Origin of the sequence: Erwinia sp. B116, assembly GCF_002865965.1 — a bacterium.
GTDB lineage: Bacteria > Pseudomonadota > Gammaproteobacteria > Enterobacterales > Enterobacteriaceae > Erwinia.
Genome location: NZ_JRZZ01000036.1, coordinates 1 through 13,936 on the forward strand (window position 1 = coordinate 1; position 13,936 = coordinate 13,936).

Annotated in this window: 11 protein-coding genes; 8 read left to right on the forward strand and 3 right to left on the reverse strand. The window is 60.3% G+C overall.

The window, feature by feature from the left end:
• On the forward strand, positions 1–3,895 hold a 3,895-nt coding region (locus NV64_RS18610), incomplete at its 5' end, for an SDR family NAD(P)-dependent oxidoreductase (RefSeq protein ID WP_146005518.1).
• A gap of 32 nt (positions 3,896–3,927) precedes the next feature.
• On the opposite strand, the gene NV64_RS18615 is transcribed toward NV64_RS18610, so the two are convergent.
• Both NV64_RS18615 and NV64_RS18620 read right to left on the reverse strand, forming a co-directional pair.
• Positions 3,928–5,154 carry a lysozyme inhibitor LprI family protein gene (locus NV64_RS18615; protein WP_101506520.1) on the reverse strand — a complete coding sequence of 409 codons (1,227 nt, stop codon included), beginning with the start codon at positions 5,152–5,154 and terminating at the stop codon, positions 3,928–3,930.
• Positions 5,155–5,601: 447 nt separating this feature from the next.
• Positions 5,602–5,928: a hypothetical protein gene (locus NV64_RS18620; RefSeq protein WP_101506521.1), complete on the reverse strand. Its 327-nt coding sequence runs from the start codon at positions 5,926–5,928 to the stop codon at positions 5,602–5,604.
• A 234-nt stretch (positions 5,929–6,162) separates the two neighbouring features.
• Between NV64_RS18620 and NV64_RS18625 the strand changes: the two genes are divergently transcribed.
• From NV64_RS18625 to NV64_RS18635, 3 genes are all read left to right on the forward strand, one after another.
• Complete coding sequence (locus tag NV64_RS18625) at positions 6,163–6,522, forward strand: FGGY family carbohydrate kinase (protein WP_233209039.1); 360 nt, start codon at positions 6,163–6,165, stop codon at positions 6,520–6,522.
• Positions 6,523–6,983: 461 nt separating this feature from the next.
• On the forward strand, positions 6,984–7,358 hold the full coding sequence (locus NV64_RS18630; protein ID WP_056234325.1) for a hypothetical protein: 375 nt from the start codon (positions 6,984–6,986) through the stop codon (positions 7,356–7,358).
• Positions 7,359–7,723: 365 nt separating this feature from the next.
• Positions 7,724–8,932 (forward strand): sugar transporter, encoded by a 1,209-nt coding sequence (locus tag NV64_RS18635; RefSeq protein WP_101506522.1) that lies wholly within the window; start codon positions 7,724–7,726, stop codon positions 8,930–8,932.
• A 344-nt stretch (positions 8,933–9,276) separates the two neighbouring features.
• Here NV64_RS18635 and NV64_RS18640 read toward each other — a convergent pair whose 3' ends face one another.
• A complete protein-coding gene (locus tag NV64_RS18640) occupies positions 9,277–10,458 on the reverse strand; it encodes an aminotransferase class I/II-fold pyridoxal phosphate-dependent enzyme (protein WP_101506523.1) in 1,182 nt (393 codons plus the stop codon).
• 282 nt (positions 10,459–10,740) lie between these two features.
• Here NV64_RS18640 and NV64_RS18645 point away from each other — a divergent pair, with 282 nt between their 5' ends.
• From NV64_RS18645 to NV64_RS18660, 4 genes are all read left to right on the forward strand, one after another.
• Positions 10,741–11,511 (forward strand): MetQ/NlpA family ABC transporter substrate-binding protein, encoded by a 771-nt coding sequence (locus NV64_RS18645; protein WP_101506534.1) that lies wholly within the window; start codon positions 10,741–10,743, stop codon positions 11,509–11,511.
• Positions 11,512–11,519: 8 nt separating this feature from the next.
• Positions 11,520–12,533, forward strand: a complete 1,014-nt coding sequence (locus NV64_RS18650) for a methionine ABC transporter ATP-binding protein (protein ID WP_056234643.1) — start codon at positions 11,520–11,522, stop codon at positions 12,531–12,533.
• Positions 12,526–13,194: a methionine ABC transporter permease gene (locus tag NV64_RS18655; RefSeq protein ID WP_101506524.1), complete on the forward strand. Its 669-nt coding sequence runs from the start codon at positions 12,526–12,528 to the stop codon at positions 13,192–13,194. Before NV64_RS18650 ends, NV64_RS18655 begins: the two co-directional genes overlap by 8 nt.
• Positions 13,195–13,296: 102 nt before the next feature.
• Positions 13,297–13,936, forward strand: a 640-nt coding sequence (locus NV64_RS18660; RefSeq protein ID WP_369878912.1) for an iron-containing alcohol dehydrogenase, incomplete at its 3' end; no start/stop codon positions are given.

The following is a 13,936-nucleotide window of genomic DNA, read 5'->3' on the forward strand; positions in this document are numbered from 1 at the left end:
TGAGTGCGTGGACGGTGAGGCGTTAACCGCCGACTACTGGTGGGACAATATGCGTAACCCGGTACTGTTCGACCCGGCTCTGCGCCAGCTACTGCAGGCAGGGCATAAGTTGTTGCTGGAGGTGGGTGGGCACCCGGTGTTGTCACCGTATCTGAAGAAAACCGCCGCTGAAGCCGGTGCACACTGCTTTACCAGCCAGCACCGTAAACAGCCACAGCAGCACTATTTTCGCCAGAATCTGGCCGCGCTGTACCGGGCGGGAGCGACCCTCCGCTGGCCCGCCCGTCTGCCCGGATCTTTGCGTGTCACCTTTCCGGCGTACCCCTGGCAGCGGGTGGTGGCCATCAATGAGTCGTTACGCTCCCTCGACGATCGCCTGCGCGGCAACCAACGCCCCTTATTAGGCAGCCGTATCGATGCCCCTGACCCCAGCTGGCAGCAGGAACTTGACAGCCAGCGCTTTGGCTGGCTACAGGATCATCAGGTGATGTCGCGCACGGTCTTTCCTGCGGCGGGTTATATTGAGGCGGCGCTGCAGGCCTCAGTCGAGCTGCAGCAGCACCCCTCGGCGCTGCTCGAAAACCTCAGTTTCCGCCGGCTCTGTATGATCGCACCTGAGGGGCCAACCCTGTTACGTGTCCGGGTGCAGCCTGCCGAAAACCGTTTTACGCTTTACAGCAGCCAGCCGTCCGTTTCTCCGGCCTGGACCACCCACGCCGACGGGCAACTGCTGGCCGTTCCGCGTTTGCTGCGCCGCGCCAGCGTTGATGTTGCCGCGTTGCGCCAGCGTTGTCGCCAGCCGTTCAGCGGTGATTTGTCTGCGCGTTTCGCCGAACTGGGGCTGGAATACGGCCCGGCCTTCTCGCTGATCTCGGCGATTCATACGGCGGGCAATGAGTTGCTGCTGGACATCCGATCGCCGGATGCACGGGAAACGGCGGGCTATCTGATCCACCCCGCGCTGCTGGATGCCAGTTTTCAGTCGCTGCTCGCCCTGCTGCCGGAAGGGCAGGGGCGCAACCGGGCCCTCCTGCCGGTGCTGGTGCGGCGCGTGCTGCTTTACGCCCCGGCCAGTAGCCCGTTGCTGGCCCATGTGCGCTGCAACCACCTTGACGCGCAGACCATTGAGGGCGACATCACCCTGTTTGATCACCAGGGCCAGGTCTGCCTTGAAATCGGCGGCCTGCAGTGTGCGGCGGTAACGTTGACGCGGCCGGATCCGCTGGCGGGTAAACTGTGGCACTGGCAGTGGCAACCGGTGGCTGCGGTCGGGGAGCGCGAAACGCGGGCGACGGTGGTCAGCGCAGGGCCGGAGGAGCGTTGCCCGGGCAGCCCGCGCACCGACTTCTGGCAGGCGGTGGACACCCTCGTGTTTGATGGCTCACCGATAATCCTCTGTCCGCCAGGGCTGAGCAATCGGCGGGTTGCCAGCGACAGGCTGGCCAGCGCCTTACTGCAATTTTCCCGGCTGGTGGGCGCGATCGCCCGTCAGCAACCGGCGTTAACGGTGGTGATGGTGACACACAACGCACTAAGCCTGCCGGCGCAGCAGGCAGAGGTGAATCTGTTTCAGGCGGCGTTCTGGGGCATGGTGCGTACGCTTGCCAGTGAATGGCCACAGCTGGATCTGCGGCTGCTGGACAGTGACTGCGACCTGTCTCTGGCCGCGAAGGCCTGTGCCACGGTGCTTACCCTGCCCGCGCGGGGAGAGTATGCCCTGCGACGCGGCGCACTGCTGCGCCATGCGTTTGCCGCGTTCAGTAGCGCTGACCTGCAGCGGTTGCCGCAGCGCGAGTTCGACGATAACGGCGAACAGCGCATTGTATTGCCGTCATTTACTGCCGGTGACCCGGCGGTTTCGCCCTTCTGCCTGGTCGCTCGCGCGGCACCGGCTGACGATGAGGTGGAGATCGGTGTGCTGGCCGCCGCACTGCGCCCGCAGGGCGGTTGTCATGAAGTCAGTGGCACGGTGCTGCGGGCCGGCGATCGGAGTGGTTTCCGTGTCGGGCAGCGGGTGGTGGCACTGGCTGCTCATCCGCTCTGTGCCTCGCACCTGACGCTGCGGGTAACCCCAGGTTATGCCAACAGTGCGCTGATCCTGCTGCCTGCATCCGGCTCACCGTTACTGCACGATCCCTGCCTGTTGCCAGTGATGATCGCCATCGCCTGCCTGCGCCAGCGTGCGCGGCTGCTGGCGGGGGATACGGTGCTGATTATCGGCGATCTGCCCGGCGAGGTGCAGGCGGCGATCGACCTGGCGCGGACTGACGGTGCCACGGTGCTGGTGGTCAGCCACGGCGCTGAGCATCTGCGCGCCTTCCGCCAGCAGGGGGCGGATGCGGTCTTTGACAGCAACGATCCGCTGTGGCTGCGGGCGGTGCAGGCGTGGCTGGGTCAGACGGCGGTCAGTGTGCTTCTCAACTTCGCGCCGCAGATCGCTGAAGAGCGGCTGCTGCCATTACTGGCCGATTTTGGCACGCTGATCGACCTGTGCCCGGGCAACAGTGAGGTAGCCACACGCCAGGCGGGGACGGTAAAAACCAATCTGTCACGCCTGAGCGTCGACTGTCTGGCGATGCAGAAAACCAGTCCGGGGCGTTTCAGTCAGCTGGCGCAGCTGGCCAGTGATGCCCTGCAAACCGGCGACGTACAGCGCGTGCCACCGCTGGCATTCTCTGCCGAACGGATTCATTTTGCACTGACCCACACCCGGGAGAATCACTCCGCATTGCGCGTCGTACTGCAGTTTGCCGGTAAGACCCTCGCCGCCAGCCATCGCGAAGCATCAGCCCGCATCAGCCCGCAGGCCAGCTATCTGGTCACCGGTGGCGTGCGCGGCCTCGGCTTCCACCTGGCAGGCTGGCTGGTGACGAAAGGGGCGAAGGAACTGATCCTGGTTGGCAGACAGGGCATATTACCTGACGCGCAGCAGGCGCAGGTGCAGCAGTGGCAGGCGCGCGGGGTTCGCGTGCATATCAAGGCCTGCGATATCAGCGATGCGCAGGCGGTGACGGCGCTGCTGGAACAGATCGCGGCGGCGTGTCTGCCGTTAAAAGGTATTATCCACTGTGCGGCGCAGGTGGATGATGCGTTCAGCGATCGGCTGAGCCAGACGCAGTTGCAGCACAACCTCGCGGCCAAGGTGGCGGGGGCATGGCATCTGCATCATGCCAGTGCAGCTCTGCCGCTGGACTGGCTGCTGCTCTCTTCTTCGGTATCCTCGGTGTTCGGTAATCCTGGTCAGGCGGGCTATGCCGCCGCCAATACCGCGCTTGAGGCGCTGGGGCAGCTGCGTCAGCAGCAGCAAAAACCGACGGTGACCATCAACTGGGGGGCGATAGAAGGGGCAGGCATGGTGGCAGATCGCCCTGAGCTGGCGGCGCATTTTCGCCATGCCGGGATCGGGCTGCTGCCGCTGACCCTGATCGACAGCCTGATGGAACAGGTGCTGAATGGTGAGAGCCATCAGCTGACGCTGGCTGATATTTCGTGGCCTGTGCTGGCCGAATCGATCGGCATTAAAGGCGGCGGTACCCCATTTGATGGGGTGCTGGCCGGGCAGATAACGGACAGCGAGCCAGCCGGGGAGCATCTGCAGCGGCTGTCGGCACTGCCTGTTGCTCAACGTGCTGACTATATTGCTGAACACCTTATGCAGCTGCTGCGCCGGGTGGTGGGCGGCCGTGAGCAGGCGCTCAGCCTCAGCCAGTCGACCTCGCAGTTCGGGCTGGACTCGCTGATGTATCTGGAGTTTCAGGTGCAGATTAAACGGGCCTTTCAGGTCACCATCCCGGCCAGCGAACTGTTGACCGGGGCTTCGCTGCGCGAACTGGCGGAAACGGTCAACAGGAAGGCGGGGTTAACGCTGCAGGTAGCCCCGGTGGCGGCGGGCTGAGCCTGGCCGGGATCCGCACCTTTCAGGAGGGCTTACTCGCTGTCGCTGTTATCGCTCAGATAATCCAGGTGCTCTGTTAGCCACTGCTGCACGATATGGCTGGCGGCAGTTTGCGCCTCCGCCTCGCTGAACGCGCGCTCCTGCTGCAGCCATTTGGCCGTGGCGGCGATAGCTGGCTGAATGGCGGCGATCGCCTGCTGGCGCTGGGTGGCCGGCCACACGCGTTCGTCCGTCCAGTCTTTAATACGCTGTGCGCCATCTTCCTGTGGCGCAGCGTCTTCCGTTGGTGCTGGGCGGTCCTGCAGGAAATCCTTTGGCGTCAGCGTGGCGCGCAGGGCGAGAATGCGCCAGGCGGCAAAGCTGGCAAAACGAATGGTGCCCGCGCCGGATGAAACGGCCCGTTCCGGCGCATTAAACTGGGTCTCCAGCTCCTTCCACGCCGCTTTTTCAAACAGGCCACCCTGCGGGGCACAGATTGGGGCAAAGCCATCGCGGCTGGAGCCGTACAACGGGCCAAATGCGGCGTAAGCGGCAGCCCCCTGGCGGCTGAACACGAAGCAGTGGGTCTCTGCACGCGGTTTGCCGGCCGGGCCATCCTGGCGGTACGGGTCCTGCTCGATGCTCATACGCAGCAGCAGCAGGGCGTTGTCCGCCGGGGTGGATTTGGCATCTTTCCGCGTATCCTGCAGGATCGACCAGGCGAAACTGTCCTGCGCTGCCAGCACGGCATCCGCCTCTTTCTGCGCCTGTAACGCATCCTGTCGGCTAAGGCCGATGGCGGCTTCAAACTGCTGCAGATAAACCAGCCAGGCATCGGCCTGCAGGCCGCCAAACTGGCGCAGCTGCCTGGCCGCCGTGGCCGGGTCGCGCGGGATCAGTGCCACGGCGGCGTCGAAGGCATCCATGGCCTGCTGCAACTGCTGCACCAGCACGGCGTCACGGGATGTCAGCTGCTGTGTCAGGCAGGCATCCTGCGTGGCGGCGTCGCTGCTGCAGGCGTTGCGCTGCTTCAGCCAGTCGCGCTGGGCGTTACGCAGCGCCACGCGCCCGGTCTGCGGCGACAGCGTCATCAGCTGCTGATAGTGCTCTGCCAGCTGCTCATCCTGCGTACTCAGCGTCTTGCTGGCACAAATCGCCTGCTCAATACCGGCGCTGGCCTTCTGGCAGTCAAAGGAGGCCGCGTGGACGGGGAGTGCGGCGGCAGAGAGCAGGGCAAAGGTGACCAGCAGCGGGGTGGCAAGCGTGCGACGTAGCGCCATGCAGAGTCCTTTTATCAGAGGTAAGGCTTTTTTGGCTTTCTATCCTAATGGCAGGGCACGGGGTGCCGCAAGGGATAAACAGCGTAATCCGGCGTGGCGTTATGTACGGCTGGTGGGCGGTTTTCAACCGCCCCGGCGATATTGCGGCAGGCTCGTCACCGCAGAGGCAGAGATATGGCGCAGGTGCGCAGTGCCTGGCAGCAGGTACCGGAGCGGGAGGCAAGTGCCGTCAGGCGACAATCTGCTCTTCCTGCCTGTTCAGATCGCGACGGAGGGTCTCCAAGGGTGCTATCTGACGCCGGTAGATGACAGAGTATGCAGAATGTAATGCACCTGAAACAGGATGCGACAAGGGGATAAAAGCGTTGCAGAGCCAGCCGAAAAAAAATAACCCCGGCGCAATGCACGTCGGGGTTATTTCTAAACGCTAACCAGACCTGATAAGGATTAGTTAGTGACTTTGTTTTTTAGTTCTTCAGAACCCTGCTTGGTTTTATCCCAGGCTTTTTCGGTCCCTTCTTTGGTATTATTCCAGGCTTTCTGTGATCCTTCAGAAATTTTGCTGCCGGTAGTGCCGGTTTTACCTTCCCTAGCATGTTCCGCTTTTAACTTCAGCTCTTTGCCTTCGTTCTGAGACTGGTGCAATTTCTCTTTGGCCGTGTCGGCACCCTTGTGCGCTTCAGCTACTGCCGCATCAGATGAGTGGGTAGTCGTCGCGGCAAAGGCGCTGGAAGTAGCCAGCAGTGCGGAAAGAATAATCATTTTGGTTTTCATGGTGTCACCTTTTTATCTGTTGGTAGGAGAACTATAGATCATTTTAACGTAGCAGAGTTTGAGTATTATTCCTAAAAAGCAGTGGGGACGTGTTGTAAGGAAAGTGTTTAAAAGAGTATTGCCAAACGGCTGACGCCGGAAAGAGTGTAACGAATAAGTAAGACATGGCTGTTTTATTATTAGCAATTGTTTCTATTTCTAAAAAAAGCATTTTTTGCTCGAAAAACGATCAGGTTGAATAAGCAGGATGTAAAACAGCGCCAGATCTCACCGGCGGCCATCGCCTACAAGCAGCTCACCCCTCATCCGGGCTGGGTGGAGCACGACCCGCTGGAGATCCTGCGCAATATTCGTACCTGCCTGAACCACTATGGCGTTGTTGATGCCATTGGCCTTGCGCATCAGTGCGAGAGCGTGGTGGCCTGGGACGCGCAAAGCGGCCTGCCTCTGTACAACGCCATTATCTGGCAGGATCAGCGCACGGAAAAAACGGTGCGACAGCTGATGTTATTTATTGAATCATGTTACATCATGTCGTTACCAGCATTCCAATCACGTACTCCATCAGGTATATCTCACTATTCGTTTATTTAACCTCCCTCATTAATTAGGTGTTTTGTTAATGCCACACTCCATGCCTGTGATATTTGCGAGCTCTGTTCCAGTTTTTATAAATAAACCCTGGCGCTGACGAGAAATAAGAGGGTTTTTAGGTTTTTTTCATTGTTAACATGGTGTTGTGTTTTTGCTTTAGATGCTTTTTACGCTGCCGTGTGCAAAAGATAAACGAAGATAATCCTGCATCATGTTAATCTCAACGCATGTCAGGGCAGAAAGCATGAGGAAGCCGTGAATAGTTTAATGAAAATGAATTCGGCGGTGGTATTTACCGTCTGCCCAGGCCGGAAAATGACGGGTTCAGCAATGACAGGAGTCTGGCGATGAATGTTCTGATACAGGATGACGCGATGAATTATTGCGTTAATTGTGTGGCTTCTGACAGGGCGTTGTCGTATCAGCCCGGCGCCAGGCGAGTGGCAAATAAAGGAGGCACTATGCTGGAAAGACTTGAGAAACGAGTGGAACACCTGGAGACCGACGTCGGCCAGATAAAAGTCGACCTGACCCGGCTTGTCACCCGCTCGGAAGAATTTTCGACCAAAACGGATATGGCTAAGCTGGTTGCGCGCTGCGATGAGTTTGCCACCAAAACGGATCTGGCTAAGCTGACCGCGCGCTGCGATGAGTTTGCCACCAAAACGGAGCTGGCTAAACTGACTGCCCGCTGCGAAGAGTTTGCAACTAAATCGGATTTACACCGTGAGGTCAGTGGGCTTCACCGGGAGATCAGCGCACAGACAAAATGGATCACCGCCACCATTCTCGGCGTGGCCGCACTTTGTATGACGTCGGCAAAGTTTCTCTTTTAGCCGCGTGTGCAGGCAGGACGATGAACCAGGCTGGGTGGTGCCTGCGATATTTTGATGTGACTGTGTGTTTCGTCGTGCTAACCGAAGCCGCGTACCAACTTCAAGGAGAGATATGCACAGCATCTGATACAAACAGTCTGAAAGCGTAAGCTGGTGACGCATTTCGTACAGAGATTCCAGCGTGATAACGGCGTCAATCCCTTTTGGGATAAAGGTTTCTAATTAACTGGATTAGCTGTATTTATCAGTGCAAGCAGTTTGTGTAAAAAATGGGATGTTGATCACATTTCGCTTGAAGGCGGGGCGGCAGCGGCTCTATCATAAGCGCGCTGTTTACTTGTCCTCTTTTTCTGGCGGAGTCCATCATGTCTGACGTTACTCTCGTGTCACGCAAAGTCGCGTGGCTGCGCGTACTGGCGCTGGCCGTTGCGGCATTTATCTTCAACACCACCGAATATATTCCGGTCGGTCTGCTGTCAGACATCGGCGCCAGCTTTGGCATGGAGAGTGCCCAGGCCGGGGTGATGATGACCATCTATGCGTGGATCGTCGCCCTGATGTCGCTGCCGCTGATGCTGATGACCAGTAAGGTCGACAGGCGGGTGCTGCTGCTCTGCCTGTTCGTCCTGTTTTCTGCCAGCCATGCGCTGTCGTTTGTGGCGTGGAACTTTAACGTGCTGCTGGTGAGCCGCGCCGGCGTGGCGCTGGCCCACGCGCTGTTCTGGGCGATCACCGCTTCGCTGGCAATCCGCCTGGCCCCGGCGGGCAAGCGCGCCCAGGCGCTCGGCCTGCTGGCGACCGCGACCGCGCTGGCTTCCGTACTGGGCCTGCCGCTGGGGCGCATCATCGGCCAGAGCTTTGGCTGGCGCTTCACTTTCCTGGCAATTGGCGTGGCGGCGATGCTGCTGCTGGCGGTGCTGGTGAAGATTATGCCAAAAGTGACCTCGGAGCAGAGCGGTTCGGTGAAAAGCCTGCCGGGCCTGCTGCGTAACCCGGCGCTGCTCAGCCTCTATCTGCTGGCGGTGGTGGTGGTAACGGCGCACTTTATCGCCTTCACCTATATCGAGCCGTTTGTGCAGGAGATCGCCGGGCTGAGCCATAACTTTGCCACCCTGCTGCTGCTGCTGTTTGGCCTGGCGGGCATTGCCGGCAGCGTGATCTTCAGCCGCTATGCGGAAAAACGCCTGTCCGGCCTGATGATTACGGCGATTGCCACCCTGACCCTGTGCCTGACCGCGATGATGACGGTGGCGCACAGCGCTTACGGGCTGGTGGCGCTGAGCATGCTGTGGGGCATGTCGTTTATGATTATCGGCATGGGTATGCAGCTGAAGGTGCTGACCCTGGCACCCGAGGCCACCGATATCGGTATGGCGATGTTCTCAGGCATCTTTAATATCGGCATCGGGCTTGGCGCGCTGCTGGGCAAGTCGGTCAGTATGAACCTGTCGCTGAATTCGGTGGGCTACGCCGGTGCCGGGTTTGGCGTGATGGCGCTGACCATCGCCGTGCTGGCGTTCCGCAAATGGCCGACCACTGCCCCGGCTGGCGGCGAGCAGGTCAGCCTGCATTAATCCCTTCGTTGTTATCATGGCGGCCCGCCGATCTGCGGGCCGCCGCATTTTTACCCGTACGCCCTGTGCAATTCCATGTTCTCTTAAAAATCCCGGCCTTACGCCGGGATTTTATTAACACCCGAATTAACACTTCTTAAGCATCCTGCCCGGGGTGCCCTGGCACCTGAAAACAGGCCGCAACATGCCACCGATCTTTCGCACATTGCCAGCCGAAAGCCTGTGGTTCATCACGACAGTTATTGTGTATAACTTTCAGTCGGGCTACCGCTACGCTTCCGGTTTATCCGGTGCCTGATGCCGGGAGAAGATGCGCCAGGAATTTAACAGGTCGGTCTGGCGGCTTAGTCACTAAACAGCTTCAGCTGCGCAATACGCGTCAGCGCCTCGTCCAGCGCCCGATCGTCGGTGGTCAGGCTGATGCGGATATAGCCTTCGCCGCCGGGGCCGAAGCCGCTGCCGGGCGCTACCAGGATATGCGCCTTGTGCAGCAGCCACTCGGTAAACTGTTGGGCGCGAAAGCCGGCGGGCACCGGCAGCCAGAGGAAAAAGCTGCCCTGATCGGGCGGTACCGGCCAGCCGATCGCCGCCAGCCGCGCCAGCACCCGCTGACGGCGCTGGTGGTATACCGCCACCCCCTGTGCAATACGTGAGGCAGGCAGCGCCAGCGCGGCGATCGCCGCATCCTGCACCGCGCCAAATACCGTGCTGTAGCTGTGGCTGTGCAGCTTTTTAAAGGCGGCGATGATCGAGGCGTTCCCCACCGCAAAGCCCACCCGCCAGCCCGCCATCATAAAGGTTTTCGACAGGGTATAGGTTTCCACCGCCCGCGCTCTGGCACCGGGGCGTGTCAGCAGGCTGACCGGGGCATCCGCCGGTTCACGGCCAATCGCCGCATAGGCGAAGTCATGCAACACCGGCAGCTGATAGCGTTCGGCAAACGCCAGCGCGTCATCAAACAGCTCAGGAGTGGCCATCGCCCCGGTCGGGTTGTGCGGATAGTTCAGCGCTAACAGTCCGGCCTGACGTGCAACGTCCTGCGGAACCGCGCTGAAGTCGGGCAGAAACTGCCGCCCGGCTTCCAGCGGGATACCGTAAAACTGCGCCTGTGCCTGAAGCGCTGCCGAGCGGTAGATCGGGTAGCAGGGATCGGTGGAGATCAGGTACTGTCCCGGTTGCAGCAGCGCGCGCGGAATGCCGCTGACGCCGATATGCGAGCCCTGAAACACCGCCACTTCATGGTCCGGGTCCAGTTCCACGTCGTAGTGCCGCTGGTAAAAACGGGCGATGGCCTGGCGCAGTTGCGGCTTGCCCCAGAACGACGGATACTGATGGTTCGCTTCGTCGAGCACCGCGCTTTGCAGGCGGTCGACCACTTCCGGCGGCGTGGGCTGGCGCGGGCTGCCGCTGGAGAGGTCAATCAGCGGCAGCGTGGGGCTGCTGATACCGGCGGCCAGTTTTTCCAGGATGCTAAAAATATTCTCCTCCAGCGCGTTAACCAGCGGGGAGGCAGCAAAGTCGGCCATGATGTTTCTCTGTCTGTTTATTTTAATCTACTATCTCACAGCGCTGCGCCGTCCGGGCAGCGATTGCCTGCCGCGCTTAAGAATAATATCCGCTAACGGCTGCCGGTTTCTGAATATGCCAGCGGCAATTATCGATGTGATAAAAAAGCAAAATGAAACCCGGCGCAGACGCTTACAACCCGAAAAATGATGTGGTTTAATCCGAAATAGCTAAAACACAACGGAAAAATCATAATGAAAAAGAACCTTATTTCAGCGGCGGTACTGACCCTGCTGACCAGCATGGCCGGGGTAAATATCGCACAGGCGGCAGAGGGTAAGCTGATCCGTGTCGGCTTTAACCCCGGCCCGTATAAAGAGCAGTTTGAGAAAGGCGTGGCCCCGTGGTTAATTAAGCAGGGGTATAAGATAGAATATAAAGATTTCAGCGACGGTATTCAGGTCAACGACGCGGTGGCGCGGGGCAGCATTGATGCCAACATTATGCAGCACCCGGTGTACCTGAAGTCGGTTAATGAGCGTCTCGGTATCGACAATACCGGCATCGTGCAGGTGCCGACGCCTCCGATGGGGCTGTACGGCGGTAAGCTGAAAACTCTGGCCACGCCGCCCGCGCCGGGCACCACCGTTTCCGTTCCGAATCAGGCCTCTAATGAGTACCGTGCCGCGCTGGTGCTGCAAAGCCTCGGCTGGATTAAACTCAGCGCAGACAGCGACCCGGCCACTTTCTCGCAGCGTAATATCAGTGAGAACCCGTATAAGATCGTGCTGAAAGAGATCGACAATGCCCAGCAGGTGCGTTCGCTGCCGGATGTCGACTACGGCCTGATTCAGGGTAATTTTGCCGTCTCCAGCGGCATTAAGCTGAACTCGGCGCTGAAGCTGGAAGACGCCAGCAGTAATTTTATTAATGTGGTGACGGTGGCCGGGAAAAATAAACAGGCGGCGTTTGCCAGGGATATTATTGCCGGTTATCACTCGGCGGAATTTAAATCCTATATTCAGTCATCGCCACAATATCAGGGGTATCTGCTGCCCGATTATCTGAAATGAGTGCGGCGATGATCGCCTTCAATAAGGTGAGTAAATCCTTTACCCGCAAAGGCCGGCGCATCCAGGCGCTGGATGCGGTGACGCTGCAGGTTGATAAAGGCGATATTTTCGGCATTGTCGGTTACAGCGGCGCGGGTAAAAGTACCCTGCTGCGGCTGATTAACCGGCTGGAGCAGCCGGACGGTGGCGAAGTAGTGATTAACGGTGAATCGCTGGGCGGTATCAGTGCGCAGCGGCTGCGGGCGGTGAAAAAAGAGATCGGCATGATTTTCCAGAATTTTAATCTGCTGAATTCGCGCACCGTATTTCACAATGTCGCGCTGCCGCTGATCCTGCTGGGGCGTGATAAGGCCACCATTGCGGCGCGGGTGACGGAGCTGCTGGCGTTTGTCGGCCTGAGTGATAAAGCGCACAGCTACCCCAACGAACTCTCCGGCGGGCAGAAACAGCGGGTGGGCATCGCCCGCGCGCTGGCCACCAATCCGTCGGTGCTGCTGTGTGACGAAGCCACGTCGGCGCTCGATCCGCACACCACCCGGCAGATCCTGCTGCTGCTGCGCGAGATCAACCAGCGTTACGGCATCACCATCGTGCTGATTACCCATGAGATGTCGGTGATCCAGACGCTGTGCCACAAAGTGGCGGTGATGCAGCAGGGGCGGGTGGTGGAGCAGGGATCGGTCCTCGATCTGTTTGCCCGGCCACAGCACCCGGTTTCGGCCAGTTTTGTGCAGTCGGTGCTGCACGATCGTCTGCCGCAGCAGGTGCTGGACTACCTGCAACAGACGCCGCAGAAGCCGGCCTTACGGCTGGAGTTTGCCGGAGCCAGCGCACAGCAGCCGGTGATTAACCGCATTATCCGCGATCACGCCATTGAGGTGAATATCCTGTTCGCCAGTATGGCCGACGTGCAGCAGACCCTGCTCGGTTTTATGATCGTGCAGATAGACGGGGATGCGCAGGCCGTCGCCCGTGCAACCGGGGATCTGCGCGCTTCAGGAGTGACAATCAGCCATGTTTGAGTTCTTTGATACCGCCGTAACCGGCGAGCAGTTTCTGTTGGCGCTGCACGATACGCTGCTGATGATTGGCGTCTCGCTGGGGCTGGGTTCGCTGCTCGGGGTGCCGCTGGGCATTCTGCTGGTGGTGTGCCGCCCCGGCGGCATCGCCCCCTTGCGCAGCGTTCACCGGGTGCTTAACCCGCTGATTAACGTCGTGCGTTCGCTGCCGTTTATTATTCTGCTGATCGCCATTCTGCCGGTGACCCGCATGCTGGTCGGCACCACCATCGGGACGGCCGGGGCGATCGTGCCGCTGGTGGTGTTTATCGCTCCCTATATTGCGCGGCTGGTGGAGAACTCGCTGCTGGAGGTGGATGACGGCATTCTCGAAGCGGCGGATGCGATGGGCGCCACGGTGCTGCAGACCATCTGGCACTTTATGCTGCCGGAAGCGGCGGCGTCGCTGGCGCTGGCGCTGACCACCGCCACCATCGGCCTGCTTGGCGCAACGGCGATGGCCGGCACCGTCGGCGGCGGCGGGATTGGCGATCTGGCCATCACCTACGGGTATCAGCGTTTTGACGCCTTTGCCACGCTGTTCACCGCGCTGGTGCTGATCGTTATCGTGCAGCTGATCCAGAGCGCGGGCAGCTGCCTGGCGCGGCGCATCCGCCGGGAATAGCGGCCCTGATCCATCGGCCAGTTGCTGCCGGACGTGACGACATGGCAGCAGCCTGCGTTTGTCAGCGCGTCCTGCTCACTCTGAAACCCACAGGAAAAACCTATGCTCTCTGTTCTTTCGCCACAGGCGTGGCTGCTGGAAGCGGGACTGACCGCCCGCACCGGCGAACTGATCCGCCCGCATGCCACCACGCTGCGTATCCTGACCTCACCGCGTGCCTGGCAGGCGGTGGAGCCGGCGCTGAGCCACAGCCTGGAACGCGCCGGGATAAGCTGGCAACTTGACTATCTTGACGGCGAGTGCAGCGACGACGCCATTGCCGGGTTGCAGCAGCGCACGCTGGCGCAGGGGGCGCAGGGTATTCTGGCGATCGGCGGTGGCCGGGTGCTGGACTGCGGCAAAGCTGCCGGTGCCGCGTTGCCCGGCGTGGCGGTATTCTGCTTCGCCACCCAGGCCGCCACCTGCGCGGCCTGGTCGCCCTATGCGGTGATTTACCATCCGCACGGCGGCCATCAGAAAAGCGTGCTGCTGGAAAAGCTGCCGCTGCTGGCGCTGGCCGACAGCGAGGTAATCGCCCGCGCCGGGGTGCGCTATCTTGAGGCGGGGATCGTCGACGCGCTGGCCAAGTGGTATGAATTTGCCCCTTACCTGCGGCAGAACCCGCACCGGCTGGGGCTGGAGCTTAAGGTCGCGGCTGCCGCTCAGGCGCGGGACGCGCTGTTGCGCTGGGGGGAGGGGGCGG